The following is a 14,998-nucleotide window of genomic DNA, read 5'->3' on the forward strand; positions in this document are numbered from 1 at the left end:
TTGGAGTTTTAAAGAAAATTTTATCCAGATATATACAGCCCCTGCTTTCGGTACTAAGAAAACAGGGGCTAAAATTTTGCTTTGTCAACAAACTGATAGGGTATGCCATTTATTATAGCATACCCTATTATTCTATTTATTACTCACTTTTTGCCAAAGGAGCAGGTAATACAAAAGTCCTCTTAGCTAATTCTGAATCTAACATGAATATAGGCTGCATGCTGTCACCTATCAATTCTAGCTTGTTTATTATTTTCTGAAAACTCTCCTCTTCTTCTACTTGCTCATTCACAAACCACTGCAAAAAAGCATTAGTTGCGTGGTCTCTTTCTTCAATCGCTAAATCAACGAGCTTATGGATTCTCTGTGTCACAGTTTTTTCATGCTCCAAAGCTTTCTTAAAAACATCTAAAATGCTTCCAAAATTCTCCTCTGGCTTTTCAATTGGATATAACGTGACTTTCCCTCCCATGCGGTATATGTATTCGTAAAAAATTCTCGCATGGGAAAGTTCTTCTTCCATTTGCACTTTAAAGAAATTTGCAAAACCTTCTAAGTTTCTTTCTTGAAAATAATTCTCCATAGCTACATAAAGGTAGGCAGAGTAAATTTCGTAATTCAACTGTTTATTAAGTTCTTCCAACATTCTTTCACTCAACATAGTTTTAACTCCTTTCTTTTATTCTAGTCACTACTTTCCTCAATCTCATATTTCTCCTTTTATTTTACCATAAAAAATCAAAATTTACTACCCTTATCCTTCAGGTTTACCCCATGTCTCCAAGCTGGTACATAACTATAGCAGAAACTGCAATGGCTGCCGTTTCTGCCCTCAAAATCCTGGGCCCTAGAGTAACGGGTACAATTCCATTATTTATAGCCTTCTCAATTTCCTTCTGTGAAAAACCTCCTTCAGGACCTATGAATATCCCTATTTTCTTTGCATCTTCGACATCTTTTAGCACTTCTTTTAATCTTTTCTTCTCTTCTTTTTCGTAAGGGATTATCGCAAGGTCGCACTCCATTGCTTTCTCTATCGTTTCTTCAAAAGATACAGGAACAAAAATTTCAGGAATAATATTTCTTCCTGATTGCTTGCAAGCCTCTTCGCTAATTTTTTTCCACCTTTCAACTTTTTTATCTATGTTAGCTCTCTTTATATCGACAACAGAAAATTCACTTACAAAAGGTATAATCCTTCTTACCCCTATTTCCGTACATTTTTGAACTATAAGGTCCATCTTGTCAGCTTTGAGTATCCCTTGAAATAAAAAAACTTCTAGAGGACTTTCTGCATTGCCCTCCATTTTTTCTTCTAAAAATAAAATAACCCTATCTTTTTCTATTTTTTCAATCCTTCCCAGATGCTCCTCTGCCATATCAGATACCACAATTTTATCTCCCACCTTATACCTTAATACATGAATGAGATGGTGAAAATCCTTCCCATCTACATAGGCAAATTTTCCCTTTATTTTGCCCTTTTCAACAAAGATCTTCCTCATTTCTATCCCTTTTCCTTCATCAATATGCTCAACCACTCTTTTTCTTCTTTCATATCAATTATTTCAAAAAATTCCTCTGCTCTTTCTTTTACTTCTTCAAACCTGTCTTTAATAATGCCGCTTGCTAAAAATAACCCTTCCTCTTTAAGATGAGGCAAAACATCAGGAATAAGCCTAATTATTGCATCTGCAATAATGTTAGCTACTATCACATCTGCCTTTCCTCTAAAATTTTTAAGGAGGTCGCTTTGAAAAATCTCCACATTTTCAAGACCATTTAATTTTACATTTTCTCTAGCTATTTTAACCGCCATTTCATCTACATCCGCACCGTACACCCGAGATGCCCCTAATTTAGATGCGGCAATGGAAAGTATACCTGACCCACAACCTACATCAAATACAACTGCCCCAGACTTTATAATATCCTCTAAAAATTCGAGGCACATCTTTGTAGTCTCATGAGTACCCGTGCCAAAAGCCATTCCAGGGTCAAGGTCTATAACTATTTCTCCCTCTTTAGGGCTGTATTCTTCCCATAAAGGCCTTATGACAATCCTTTTGCCAACTTTTAAAGGCTTGTAATACTGCTTCCAGCTGTCTGCCCAGTCTTCTTCGTCTACCTCAGAGACCTCTACTTTGACATTTCCTACATTTATTCCAAAAGACTTGAGTTCCAAAATTCTCTCTTTTAAAAAAGTCACTTTGTCTGTTATATCGGCAGTAATTGGAAAGTAAGCCGAAATCTTTACCTCTTCTCCTTCTTCTAGAAGGGAAGGGTCAAAATAATCCCATTCACTAGTCTGTGCCAGTTCTTTTACATCGTTAGGATTTTTTATAACCACTCCGCCTGCTCCTAAATCGTACAAAATGCCTGTGACAGCCTCTTCTGCTTCCTGTGAAGTTGTAACCTGTATTTCTAACCATTTCATTTCCTTCAACACCTTTTTCTAAATTTTAACTTCCTCCAAAAGCGTCCCTCATTCTCTGAAAAAAGGACTTGTGCTCTGCTGTATTCTCGCCTTCTAATCTTTTGAACTCTCTTAAAAGTTCTTTCTGCTTTTCTGACAATCTCTTTGGAACTTCTACATACACCTCGACAATCTGGTCTCCACGCCCTCTCCCACCTATATGGGGAATCCCTTTGCCTCTTAGCTTAAATTTGGTACCTGTCTGGGTCCCCTCTGGAATTGTAAAACTCACCATTCCATCCAAGGTCGGTATCTTAATCTCTCCTCCTAAGGCTGCATCTGCAAAGCTTATAGGTATCTTTACATATACATCATAGCCTTCCCTCTTGAAAATTTCATGGGGTTTCACGTGGATGACAATATAAAGGTCTCCATTAGGACCTCCTCTTAAGCCTGGCTCTCCTTCGCCTCTTAAGGTAAGCATCTGCCCTTCATCTATACCAGCAGGAATGGTGACTTTAATCTTTCTCCTTTTTCTAATTCTACCAGTTCCCCCACACTTTTGACAAGGGTCTGTGATAATTTTTCCTTCCCCATGGCATCTCGGACAAGTCCTTATATTTACAATCCTGCCAAAAGGCGTGTTCTGGGTCTGCCGTATCTCTCCTGTGCCATGACATACAGGACAAGTCTCAGGACGGCTACCCGGCTTTACACCTGTACCGTGGCACACATCGCAAACTTCAAAGCGTTCTACTTCTATCTCTTTTTCCGTTCCAAAAGCTGCTTCCTCAAAGGTTAATGTCAAATCATACCTTATGTCAGCGCCCTTCTTAGGCCCTTTCTCTGCCTTTCTCCTCCCTGTGCCAAAGAAGTCGCTGAAAATATCCCCGAATATGTCTCCAAAACCGCCAAAATCAAAGTCAAACCCGCCTTGAGTAAAATCTCCAAATCCGCCCTGCTGGAAGCCTCCCTGCTCAAAAGCAGCATGGCCAAACTGGTCGTACTGGGCCCTTTTCTGAGGGTCAGAAAGTATTTCATAAGCTTCATTTATTTCCTTAAACTTCTGCTCGGCCTCTTTATCCCCAGGGTTTAGGTCTGGATGATATTTCTTTGCAAGTCGCCTGTATGCCTTTTTTATTTCTTCCTGACTTGCATTCCTATCTACACCCAGTATCTCATACAAATCCTTTTTAGGCACTCTCTCACCTGCCTTTCATTACGTAAATTAGAACCAGGCGAAAAACCTGGTTCTAATTTATTTATTATCGTCCTCCACTTTGTAATCCGCTTCATAGACATTTCCTTGCGATGTGCCCTGGCTGCCACCAGGATTTGCACTGCCTGCCGCCTGCTGGTAAAGTCTTGTTGAGACTTTGTAGAAAGCCTCAGAAAGCTTTTCAGAAGCTGCCTTTATAGCCTCCACATCAGTGCCTTCAAGGGCTTTTCTTACATTTTCTATCTCCTTATTAATTTCATCCTTCTCTGCCTGAGTCATCTTATCTCCTAAATCTTTCATAGTTTTCTCTGCCTGATATATCAGAGAGTCAGCTCTGTTTCTTATTTCAATTTCTTCTCTTTTCTTTCTGTCCTGCTCTTCGTACTGCTTAGCTTCGTTTATCATCCTCTGTATCTCTTCTTCGGACAGGTTGGTGCTACCTGTTATGGTTATCTGCTGGGATTTTCCTGTGGCAAGGTCCTTTGCAGAAACATGTACAATTCCATTCGCATCTATGTCAAAAGTAACCTCAATCTGAGGCACTCCTCTCGGCGCCGGTGGAATACCAGAGAGTATGAAGCGACCTAAGCTTTTATTGTCTTTAGCCAAGGGCCTTTCTCCCTGTAGTACGTGAATTTCCACAGAAGTCTGGTTATCTGCGGCTGTAGTGAAAATCTGGCTCTTTCTTACAGGAATAGTAGTGTTTCTTTCTATAATTTTTGTGAAAACTCCTCCCAGAGTCTCTATTCCAAGGGAAAGCGGAGTAACATCGAGAAGCAGTATGTCCTTGATCTCACCTGCGAGCACAGCAGCCTGTATAGCAGCTCCTATTGCAACAGCTTCATCTGGGTTGATTCCTTTATGAGGTTCTTTGCCCATTATCTTCTTGACCGTTTCCTGAACAAGAGGTATTCTTGTAGAACCTCCCACCAAAAGGACCTTGTCTATATCTTCAGGCTTTAATCCTGCGTCGCTCAAAGCCTGCTTAACAGGTCCCACTGTAGACTCGACTAAATCTGAAATCAATTCTTCAAATTTTGCTCTCGTCAAGTTTACGTCTATATGCTTAGGTCCTGAAGCATCTGCTGTTATGAAAGGAAGGTTTATATTTGTCACCATAGCAGAAGAAAGTTCAATCTTAGCCCTTTCCGCAGCCTCTTTTAGCCTCTGCAAAGCCATCCTGTCTTTTCTCAAGTCAATTCCGTGCTCTTTCTGGAAATTATCTGCCAACCAGTCTATTATTCTCTGGTCAAAGTCATCTCCACCTAAGTGGTTGTTACCGCTTGTAGCCAAAACTTCAAAGACTCCGTCACCAATCTCAAGTATGGAAACGTCAAAAGTACCGCCGCCCAAGTCGTATACCATTATTTTCTGGTTTCCCTCTTTGTCAAGACCATAAGCCAAAGCTGCTGCCGTGGGCTCATTTATTATTCTCAAAACCTCAAGTCCGGCTATCCTTCCAGCATCTTTTGTAGCCTGTCTCTGACTGTCATTAAAGTATGCGGGTACTGTTATGACCGCTTGAGTGACTTTTTCGCCGAGGTAAGCCTCAGCATCTGCCTTTAATTTCTGCAAAATCATTGCAGAAATCTCCTGAGGAGTGTATTCTTTGTCGTCTATTTTAACTTTATAGTCTGTACCCATATGCCTCTTTATGGACATTATGGTCCTCTCAGGGTTTATTATAGCCTGCCTTCTAGCTGGATGCCCTACAAGCCTTTCTCCTTCTTTAGTAAAAGCTACTACAGAAGGAGTAGTGCGAGTTCCTTCAGAATTAGGTATTACTACAGGCTGACCGCCTTCCATCACAGCTACACATGAAAAAGTGGTTCCAAGGTCAATTCCAATCACTTTCCCCATCTCAATCAACCTCCTTTTTTATTTTGCTACCTTAACTAAGCTAGGTCTAATTACTTTATCTTTCAAATAATAACCTTTCTGGAACACCTCTATAATTTCATTCGGCTGTTTGCCTTCCACTTCCTCCTGCGCTAGGGCATGATGCTTGTAAGGGTCAAACATCTGCCCTTCAGCTTCAATTTCTCTCACTTCAAATTTATCCAAAACCTTTTTAAATTGCCTGTAGATTAATTCTAACCCTTCTCTTAAGGAATTATAATCTCCCTCAGTTGCCAAAGCTCTTTCAAAATTATCAATAACAGGCAAAAGTTCTATTATCACCTGCTCCTGTCCATAACTTATCATTTCAGCTTTTTCCTTTTCTGTTCTTTTCCTATAATTATCAAATTCGGCTTTTATCCTCTGAGCTATGTCCAAATACTCTTTCGCTTCTTTTTCTTTTTCTTCTAATTTTTTCCTCAATTCCTCAACTATCTCCTCCAGAGAAGGTTCCTTTTTTTGTTCTACTTCTGTTTCTATCTTTTCTTCCACCACTTCTTCCGATTCCTCCAATTCAGAAGGAGGGCCCTCTCCTTTTATCTCCTCGCTCATCTCTTCATTTCTTTCAATTTTGTCTTTTTCCAATTCTTCCACTTATATCACCCCGTCATATTTCATCATTGTATATAGAAGACAAGAGATTTGAAAGTTCTCTCGTCATAAGCGTAAGCTCGCTTATAAGCCTTCTGTAGTCCATTCGGGTAGGTCCTATTATTCCTATAGTTCCAACTACCCTATCATTTATTTTATAGGTGGTCTTTATAACACTGAGTTCTCTCATCTCTTCAAATCTGTTTTCTCTCCCAATTTTAACATCTACAAAGTCATCTACTGGTTCTAAAACTTCATTTAGTAAGGACTTATTGTCCAGAAGGCTTAAAAAATTCTTTGCTTTGTTCAAGTCCTTATATTCTGGAAAATCAAGAATGTGTAAAGTGCCATCAGTGTAAACATCTGTCTCCTGCAGCTGCTTTAAACTCAAAAGTATGGTCTTTATAAGCTCATCCGCCATAAAAGCCATATCTCCTAGAGTGTCTTTTAGCTCCTTTTCAAGGAAGTTAAAAATGGCCTTTTCGCTTTTTCCTGCAATTTTGTCATTCAAGAGGTTGTTTAAAAACTCGAACACATTTCTATCTACACTCTGGCACAAATTCAGCAAATAATTTTTCACAATTCCTGTATCAGTAATCACTACCATTATCATCTTATTTGAAGCCACGGGGATAAGCTGCAACCTTTTGATCTTGTCAGGGTTTAGCTTTGGCATTTTTGCAACAGTGGCGTGGTGAGTTATATCCGCCAGAATTTTCGCATACTTCTTTACAATCTCATCGAACTCAGCTATGACCTCTTCTCTCACCCTCGGAGGAGGGCTTAAATCCTCCTTCATGAAATTCTGCAAAATAGTATCAACGTAAAATCTATAACCTTTGTCAGAAGGTATTCTACCAGCAGAAGTGTGAGGCTGCTCCAAATATCCCATTTCCTCCAAATCAGCCATTTCATTTCTTATTGTCGCAGAGCTTATGCCCATATTGTACTTTTTTGCGATAGTCCTTGACCCTATTGGTTCTGCCGTCATGATGTAATCAGTAACAACAGCAAAGAGAATCCTTTTCTTCCTATCATCTAACGGCATTTTCACCACCCCATGTATTATTAGCACTCTCATTCATTGAGTGCTAATCCATGTTTTTAAAATACCACTCTTATAATTTTTTGTCAATACTCATTTTAGGGTGCCTTAGGGCAAGAAATCTTCAAAAATCACATTTGAAACATCTATCCCTTTCTCTGTCAGCCTCACACAATCTTTATCTCTCTCGATAAGTCCCATCTTTTCATACTTAATGAAAATCTCCTCGTACCTTTCAAACATACTGATTCCAAACCTTTTTCTGAACTCCTCTTCGCACACCCCTTTTCTCATTCTTAAGCCCATAAACATAAACTCTGAAATTTCATCCTCCGGACTCAACTCAATAACCTTTTCTCTAGCATCTCCTTTCCCTAAAATTGCCCCAATGTACTCTTCTACTCTCTCAAAATTGTTCCACCTTCTCCCCTTGAAATAAGAATGAGCACCCGCACCAAATCCTAAGTATTCCTTAAGCTCCCAGTACAGAATATTGTGCTTACACTGGTAACCTGGAAGAGCAAAATTTGAAATCTCATAATGGCAGTATCCCTTGCTTTTTAAAAACTCTATCCCCCAGTGGTACATCTTAAGCTCCTCTTCTTCGTCTATCACAGGAAGCTTCCCTTCTCTGTAAAGTCTCCCAAAAGGAGTGTTTTCTTCTAAAATAAGACTGTAAGTAGAGATATGCTCTGGCTTTAGCTCAACGACTTTTATCAAGGTTTCCTGCCATTCCTCAAAAGTCTGCGTAGGGAGAGCGTAAATTAAATCCACATTCACATTATCAAAGTACTTCCTTATAAGGGCGTAATTCTCAAGGAAATCTTCCACTGTGTGAATTCGCCCTATATATTCAAGAAGGCGATTTTGAAAGGCTTGAAGCCCTATGCTTATCCGGTTTATTCCGTTTACTTTGTATATTTTTAATTTGTCTTCTGTCAAAAGCCCCGGATTTACCTCAATCGTAATTTCAGCATCTCCTAATACATTATAGTGCCTGTGAATTTCACTTAGCACCATTTCGATATAAGAAGGAGGAAGAAAATTAGGAGTCCCTCCTCCTATATACACAGAAACTATTTTTAAATCTTCTTCAGAATAATACTTAATCTCTTCTATTAAAGCTTTTACATACTCCTCCATTAAATGCTCATAACCTACGTAAGAATTAAAATCACAGTAATAGCATTTTTTCTTGCAAAAAGGAATGTGAATGTATATACCTATTTCCCTCATTTTTGGTCATCCAGCTTCAAAATTGACATAAAAGCTTCCTGCGGTATTTCCACAGTCCCTATTTGTCTCATCCTCTTTTTACCTTCCTTCTGCTTCTCCAAAAGCTTTTTCTTTCGCGTGACGTCACCGCCATAGCACTTCGCCAGCACATTCTTCCTCAAAGCCTTTACCGTCTCTCTTGCTATGATTCTAGACCCAATTGCAGCCTGTATTGGAATTTCGAATAAATGTCTCGGAATGTTCTCCTTTAACTTTTCAACTATTTTCCTTCCTTTTTCGTACGCCTTGTCCTTGTGAACTATCATGGAAAGAGCATCTACAACCTCGCCATTTATCAAGATGTCCAGCTTCACAAGGTCCGACTTTTTATACCCTTTAAATTCGTAATCCAAAGAAGCGTATCCTCTAGTCCTTGACTTTAAAGCGTCAAAAAAATCATAGATTATCTCATTAAGAGGCATTTCATACTTTAAAAGCACTCTCGTTTTTTCAATGTACTCCATCCCGAGATAGACTCCCCTTCTTTCCTGACAAAGTTCCATGACTGAACCTACGTAGTCTGTTGGCACCATTATTGTAGCCTCTACAATAGGCTCTTCAATGTGGTCAATCTGGGTTGGAGGAGGCATTTTTGTAGGATTGTCAATATCCAGCACTTCTCCATTAGTCTTGTAGACCTTGTAAATTACGCTGGGAGCAGTCGTCACAAGGTTTAAATTGTACTCCCTCTCTAACCTCTCCTGAACGATTTCCATGTGAAGAAGTCCTAAAAAACCGCATCTGAATCCAAAACCCAAAGCAGCAGAAGTATCTGGCTCAAACACCAGTGAAGCATCATTTAATTGAAGTTTCTCTAAAGCCTCTTTTAGATTTTCATAGTCCTCCCCGTCAGCTGGATAAATTCCGCAAAACACCATTGGGACGACCTCTTTGTAACCCGGAAGAGGCGAATCCGCCGGATTATCAGCGTCAGTTATTGTGTCTCCAACGCGGGTATCCTTCACATTTTTTATATTGGCCGCAATGTATCCTACTTCTCCTGCTTTTAATTCCTCCACAGGATAAAGGTCGGGTCTGAAACTCCCAACTTCTGTCACTTCAAACACTTTTCCTGTAGAAAACATCTTTATCCTCATGCCCCGTTTAACTTTACCGTCAACTATTCTGACAAAGCTTATGGCTCCCTTGTAGTTGTCGTAGAAAGAATCAAAAATTAAAGCTTTTAAAGGCTTGTCCTCATCTCCCTGGGGAGGCGGTATTCTTTTCACAATCGCTTCTAAAACTTCCTCTATCCCAATTCCCTCTTTAGCAGAAGTTAAAAGCGCTTCACTCGCATCTATTCCTATGATATCTTCAATCTCTCTTTTCACCCTTTCGGGGTCGGCAGATGGAAGGTCAATTTTATTTATAACAGGTATTATCTCAAGGTCGTGCTCAAGAGCCAGGTAAACGTTAGCCAAAGTCTGGGCTTCAATGCCCTGGCTTGCATCCACTACAAGCAACGCTCCTTCGCAAGCGGCAATGCTTCGAGAAACCTCATAGGTAAAATCTACGTGTCCCGGCGTATCTATCAAATTTAGCTCGTATTCGTTGCCGTCTTTGGCCTTGTAAATCATCCTCACAGGCTTTAATTTTATTGTAATGCCCCTTTCTCTTTCAAGCTCTAAGTTGTCCAAAATTTGCTTGTCCATTTCCCTTTCAGACAAAAACCCTGTCTTTTCAATAAGCCTGTCCGCTAAAGTTGACTTCCCATGGTCAATATGGGCAATGATGCAGAAATTGCGAATGTACTTCATCCTTTCAGACATTTTATTCCCCCTCTAAAATAGCGCTATTTCCTGATTATAAACTCCTTTCCCAAGACTCTAAGGAATATTTTTTCATCAAAAAGCTCTATTTTAAAAATTCCTATCTTCCCTTCTCCACTTAAGACCCTGTTAAAATTGTAGTCGGCAGTCAAAAGCCCTATTATCACAATAACAATGTACAACAAAAGCGCAAATATTACAAGTCTTTTTCTTCTAATTTGCCTTTTCCTTTCTTTTGTCCTGGTAAGCCTCATACTCCCTCAACCCTTTATTCTCTCATACAATTCTTCAACCCTTTTGACCATCTCTTCACAGCTAAATTTTTTCGCCACCTCTTTGCCTTTAAGAGAAAGCGTCTCTTTAAGATGAGCATCTTTAAGAAGGCTCTTTATAGCTTTAGAAAGCGATTCTATATTTCCTTTTTCTACTAAAATGCCATTTACGCCTTCTTGTATTATCTCAGGTATTCCGCCAACAGCTGTAGCCACAACCGGCACTCCTTCATTCATCGCTTCTATTACAGATATTCCAAATCCTTCCTCATGAGAAGGAAGTACAAAAACATCTAAATTTCTCAAAAATGAAGGTATGTCATCTCTAAAGCCGAGCAAAAAAAACCTGCTTTCAAGCCCTTTTTCCTTAATCTTTTCCTCCAAACTTTTTCTATAGGGGCCATCCCCCGCCACAAAAAAGAAAACATCTGCCTCCTTTATTAGATGAGCAGCTTCTATCAAATCCTGTACTCCTTTTGAGGGGATGAGTCTGGCAATACTTCCCACAATAAAGGAGTCTTCAGGTAGACCAAACTCCTTTCTTAAATCCAATTCTCCCATCTTATAAAGAGTCTCGTCAATACAGTTATAAATCACTTCTATTCTGTCTTCCTCTATCCTTTCGCTTGCCATCATCTCTTTTTTCAGGGCTTCAGATACAGCGATAAACTGATCAGTCCTTTTATTTAAAAACTTTATCAAAAAAAGAAGCGCTCTTCTTTTCATTTCGCTCATATTGTTGTAGCCAGGAAAATTGTGAAACGTCACAATGGTTTTTACAGGCAAATTAAAGCAGGCAATCCTGCCGACAAAAGATGCCTTAAAACCGTGCATGTGCACAATGTCAGCTTTAAACTCTTTTACTATATTCCTTATTTTCTTAATAATACTTAGGTCCTCTTTTACATTGAAGCCATCTCCAATTTCAAGTTCAAAAACCTCTATCCCCTGATTTTTGAGATAGTCAATAGTATCTTTTTCAAACGAGCATACAACACCTAAACAATACTTCTCTTTATCTAAAAAGCGAAGAAGGGAGAGCAAATGCCTCTTCATCCCTCCTTCAGACTTTCTCACAATGTATAACACTCTCCTTTTATCCATAAAAACCACCTATCCTCGTTTTAATTTATCAATCACAAGGTGAAGAAAAAGAGGTCCAAAAAACACCGACATAGTAGAAGCAGCTATCACCCCAGAATCATTAAAAGCCAAAGCCATGAGCACTCCTACTAGGGTCGATATGCCTCCTTTAAAAACATAAGGATGTTCTTTTAATACCTCTATAAAAACTTCCCTTACAGCAAAGAACAAGAAAATCAAAATAGCAGAAAGTGCAAGTAAAACCCTAGACCATATAGAGTATTTTATGAGCTTGTAGTTCATCAAAAGTTTTCTCTCAAAAATTTGAAACAAAGCTTTAAAGCCGTGGCTTTTTACCAGAGCAAAAGTTTGTCCCATGTGAGTCTGCTGTGACAAAGGCTTCAAATAGTCAACATAAAAAAGCACCGCCAAAAGCATTAAAATTGATACAGCAATAAAAGAGATTTTTTTTGCGTCAATTCTCTTGTCACTTAGTAAAAGAATTGAAATTCCAAAGGCAACAAAACCAGTTATAGCACCCCCTACTTTGGCTCCCAGGGCTGGGGAGGCTATAAAAAATAGGACTAATCCGTAGATAAAAAATGCCAAAAACAAAGCTGTTTTTTTAGAAAATTTCTCAAAAAGAAACGCTGTAAAGCAGAAAGTTGCGCCGATTAAAACTCCCATGTATTCATTTCCAATGCCGTAAAAGCGCGCTCCAGCTATCACATCATAACTTAAAAGAGAATTCTTAAGCAAATGCTGCCCTGTAGCGAGGTCTACCATCAAAACAGAGGCTGTTGCTAAAGATATCCAGAAGTAAAAAGAATAACCATACTGCACAATCTTGCCCAATGTAAACACCAAAACAACACTTATGACTAAGAGAAAAAACACTGCCTTCATAAAAGTATAACAATTAAAAAGGGGCAGCAGCAGAAAAGAAAGAGGCATCGCCGACATAAAAAAGAGCAAATACTTGCTGTAATGAGAATATTTCTTTAATAAAAATGCTGCAAAACCTATGAGGATAAAAGTTCCTATTTGAAAAATTCCATAAGCTTTCAAAAAAAGTGGCCTTGAAGAATAATTAAAAACCAATTTTTCGCTTTCCCTCAATAATTCTTGAGGTGAACCTTTTACTCCAGAATTATATACAGGATGCCCCGTAACATAAGCTGGAATTGGTATACCCAAATATTTCAAAATTGTGGGCATAAAGTCTGTATTAGTCACAATGCCTGTCCTTTTTGTAGTGTCTGAAATGGCGTACCCTTCTGTAAAACCCGGTCCAAATAAAATAAAAGGAGTCAAATAACTTTTTAAAGACATATCCTTAGAAGGAGGGAGGGGAGTCAAAACTATGTACAAAGTATTAGAATCCCCTTCCTTTATAACCCTTTCAATAAAGCTGTCTGCCTCTCTCAATGCCTTTTTTCTATATTTTTCATTTATTCTATCCATTGCAAACCTTTGATAGTCATTAGCCCTTAAAGTATCCCCCAGTTGAAAGGCTATCAAGTCCATCTTGTCTTTTAACTCCAGGTATTTTTGATAAAGAAATTCGTAATCTGTGGATACGCCAAAAGGGCTCATCACATCCCTCTTCAAAACAGAATCGCTCACATCGCCAAATTCTACAATCCCTTTCTCATTCATAAATATCAAAGGAGCATACCTTTTAGGTTCAATGGTATTTCCCTCATTTCCCAAAACAGCAATCTTCTTGCCAGTATTTTCTAAGAGGTTCCCCATAGCACCCGGAATGACAATGTGATTTCTTAAAAGGTTATTTCTTTCAATTTGAGCTATATCTAAATTGACAATATTGTAAAACTGCGGCTTCAAACCGGTATTCCTTTTAAACACAGAAGCTGCTGATTCCCCATAAACCAGCTCTGAGGCGTTAAAATTTAAAAAAGCCTTTTCAGAACCTACTGCCCTTGTACCACACCCTAGGGTCATGTACACATTTTCTGGGGTCTTTGCCCCATCAGAGTTTACAGTCATCAATCCGTATGTGCCATTTTCCATCAAATACCTTATAGTGGGAAGGTCATTGGACAGGTAGTCATTTAAGTTTACTCTGTCCACTATAAAAATTATCACTTTTTTAGAATCAAAACCATAAGCCGAACTTGGCATGAAAAATTGAAAAGATAGTGATAATACAAACGCTGCGATTAGTGCTTTTCTGATTACTCTCATTTCCAACCTCCTACTTGAAGTCCTCCTGTTGTTTTATTACCTCACTTATAGCTTTCGCCAAATATTTTGTGGTAGCAATGGCTTCTTCCAGAGTATTGTAATTGCTACCCAGCTCTATGAGAATTGCCTTTTCAAGCACATGCTGATTATACTCGCTGTAGGGTTTGACCTGCACTCCCAAAGAAAGGCCGGGGTAGAGCTCATTCAACTTGTCATTTATCTTTTTTGCAAATTCATAATTTTTTCGCCAGTCCTCATTCATTTCAGGGGTTCTCCTCGAACCTATTATGAAGGAAACTCTCGCCACTTTCTCTCCGTTTATCTCTATAGTATATTTTTTCCTAAACTCTTGATTCGGCAAACTGCTAAGTGCAGGTATAGACTCCACTCCTGGTTTCATCACCGCTCCATATCCGTCTCTGTGCAGGTCAATTGCGGCTTTTATAGAGGGATACTCCTTTAAAATTCTCTTTAACGTCACCAGTGAATTAACATAAGACTTATCATAATTATAATCGTGAATGGTCTTGTCGTGCAAGACGGGAATCCCTTCTTTGATTAAATATTCAGCAAGATACTCTCCCACTTCCGCCACAGTGTAGTTTAAATCATCTGTTCTGTCGTACCCATATCTCGCAACATACCTGTTCTCTTCGGTTGCAGCAAAAGCCTCCATTGTATGAGTGTGATATATCAAAAGATAGGGCTTTGAATTATCCCCTTTTTTCTCCTCCCCAGAGGGTTCTTTTTTCTCCTCTTTTCTTTCCTCTGCTACTTTAGGCGGAGGTATTATTACCTTCTCTTCTTCGCCTTTTGTTACCTGGGTAACTTTTTGATATTTCTTGTAATCCACTTGAGCAAAAACTGGAATTTGAAATTTTATCAAATTAAGCGGGTCCTTAATCTTAGCATGCAAAAAAGCTGAAAAAGTCAAATCCTTTCCTGTATATCCACAAGATGCAAAAGCGACTTCCACCACCGGGAAAGAATAGTTAATGGAAGTCACAAAAAGGCTGTCCAACTTGTCATACTCTTCTGAAAAAGAATCCTCAATGACCTGTTTTACAGTGACTTTCTCTGGCTGTATCATCCAATTATACAAAAGCAAATTAAGGAGCACAAGTAGCAAAAAAAGCAATTTCCCTATCTTTAATATATTTCCCCTGTACAAAAGAAGCACCTCTCTTTGGTTTTATATTCATATATTTATTCCAACAAGAG

13 protein-coding genes are annotated in these 14,998 nt (G+C 38.9%); all 13 read right to left on the minus strand.

The window, feature by feature from the left end; genetic code table 11:
- Window positions 1–139 precede the first annotated feature (139 nt).
- Window positions 140–661, minus strand: a complete 522-nt coding sequence (locus tag EV203_RS13735) for a ferritin (RefSeq protein WP_132039491.1) — start codon at window positions 659–661, stop codon at window positions 140–142.
- A gap of 106 nt (window positions 662–767) precedes the next feature.
- The gene (locus tag EV203_RS05430; RefSeq protein WP_132039493.1) at window positions 768–1,505 is read right to left on the minus strand and encodes a 16S rRNA (uracil(1498)-N(3))-methyltransferase; all 738 of its coding nucleotides are present in this window, start codon (window positions 1,503–1,505) and stop codon (window positions 768–770) included.
- Window positions 1,506–1,507: 2 nt separating this feature from the next.
- Complete coding sequence (gene prmA / locus EV203_RS05435) at window positions 1,508–2,437, minus strand: 50S ribosomal protein L11 methyltransferase (RefSeq protein WP_132039495.1); 930 nt, start codon at window positions 2,435–2,437, stop codon at window positions 1,508–1,510.
- A 25-nt stretch (window positions 2,438–2,462) separates the two neighbouring features.
- Window positions 2,463–3,617, minus strand: coding sequence for a molecular chaperone DnaJ (dnaJ, locus tag EV203_RS05440; RefSeq protein ID WP_046159866.1), 1,155 nt, complete (start codon window positions 3,615–3,617; stop codon window positions 2,463–2,465).
- Between the two features lie 57 nt (window positions 3,618–3,674).
- A complete protein-coding gene (dnaK, locus tag EV203_RS05445) occupies window positions 3,675–5,495 on the minus strand; it encodes a molecular chaperone DnaK (protein ID WP_009610830.1) in 1,821 nt (606 codons plus the stop codon).
- 18 nt (window positions 5,496–5,513) lie between these two features.
- Window positions 5,514–6,128: a nucleotide exchange factor GrpE gene (gene grpE / locus EV203_RS05450; protein ID WP_132039497.1), complete on the minus strand. Its 615-nt coding sequence runs from the start codon at window positions 6,126–6,128 to the stop codon at window positions 5,514–5,516.
- A 13-nt stretch (window positions 6,129–6,141) separates the two neighbouring features.
- The gene (gene hrcA / locus EV203_RS05455; protein WP_009610823.1) at window positions 6,142–7,173 is read right to left on the minus strand and encodes a heat-inducible transcriptional repressor HrcA; all 1,032 of its coding nucleotides are present in this window, start codon (window positions 7,171–7,173) and stop codon (window positions 6,142–6,144) included.
- Between the two features lie 105 nt (window positions 7,174–7,278).
- On the minus strand, window positions 7,279–8,406 hold the full coding sequence (gene hemW, locus EV203_RS05460) for a radical SAM family heme chaperone HemW (protein WP_132039499.1): 1,128 nt from the start codon (window positions 8,404–8,406) through the stop codon (window positions 7,279–7,281).
- Window positions 8,403–10,214: a translation elongation factor 4 gene (gene lepA, locus EV203_RS05465; RefSeq protein WP_132039501.1), complete on the minus strand. Its 1,812-nt coding sequence runs from the start codon at window positions 10,212–10,214 to the stop codon at window positions 8,403–8,405. Before lepA ends, hemW begins: the two co-directional genes overlap by 4 nt.
- Before the next feature lie 23 nt (window positions 10,215–10,237).
- Window positions 10,238–10,468: a hypothetical protein gene (locus EV203_RS05470; RefSeq protein WP_043884139.1), complete on the minus strand. Its 231-nt coding sequence runs from the start codon at window positions 10,466–10,468 to the stop codon at window positions 10,238–10,240.
- A gap of 6 nt (window positions 10,469–10,474) precedes the next feature.
- The gene (locus tag EV203_RS05475; RefSeq protein ID WP_009610822.1) at window positions 10,475–11,590 is read right to left on the minus strand and encodes a glycosyltransferase family 4 protein; all 1,116 of its coding nucleotides are present in this window, start codon (window positions 11,588–11,590) and stop codon (window positions 10,475–10,477) included.
- Between the two features lie 9 nt (window positions 11,591–11,599).
- Window positions 11,600–13,777, minus strand: coding sequence for an alkaline phosphatase family protein (locus tag EV203_RS05480; RefSeq protein WP_009610819.1), 2,178 nt, complete (start codon window positions 13,775–13,777; stop codon window positions 11,600–11,602).
- Window positions 13,778–13,787: 10 nt separating this feature from the next.
- Window positions 13,788–14,948, minus strand: coding sequence for a stage II sporulation protein P (spoIIP, locus tag EV203_RS05485; RefSeq protein ID WP_132039503.1), 1,161 nt, complete (start codon window positions 14,946–14,948; stop codon window positions 13,788–13,790).
- Between the last annotated feature and the right edge of the window lie 50 nt (window positions 14,949–14,998).

The organism is Caldanaerobacter subterraneus, from assembly GCF_004345675.1.
GTDB classification, from domain to species: domain Bacteria; phylum Bacillota; class Thermoanaerobacteria; order Thermoanaerobacterales; family Thermoanaerobacteraceae; genus Thermoanaerobacter; species Thermoanaerobacter subterraneus.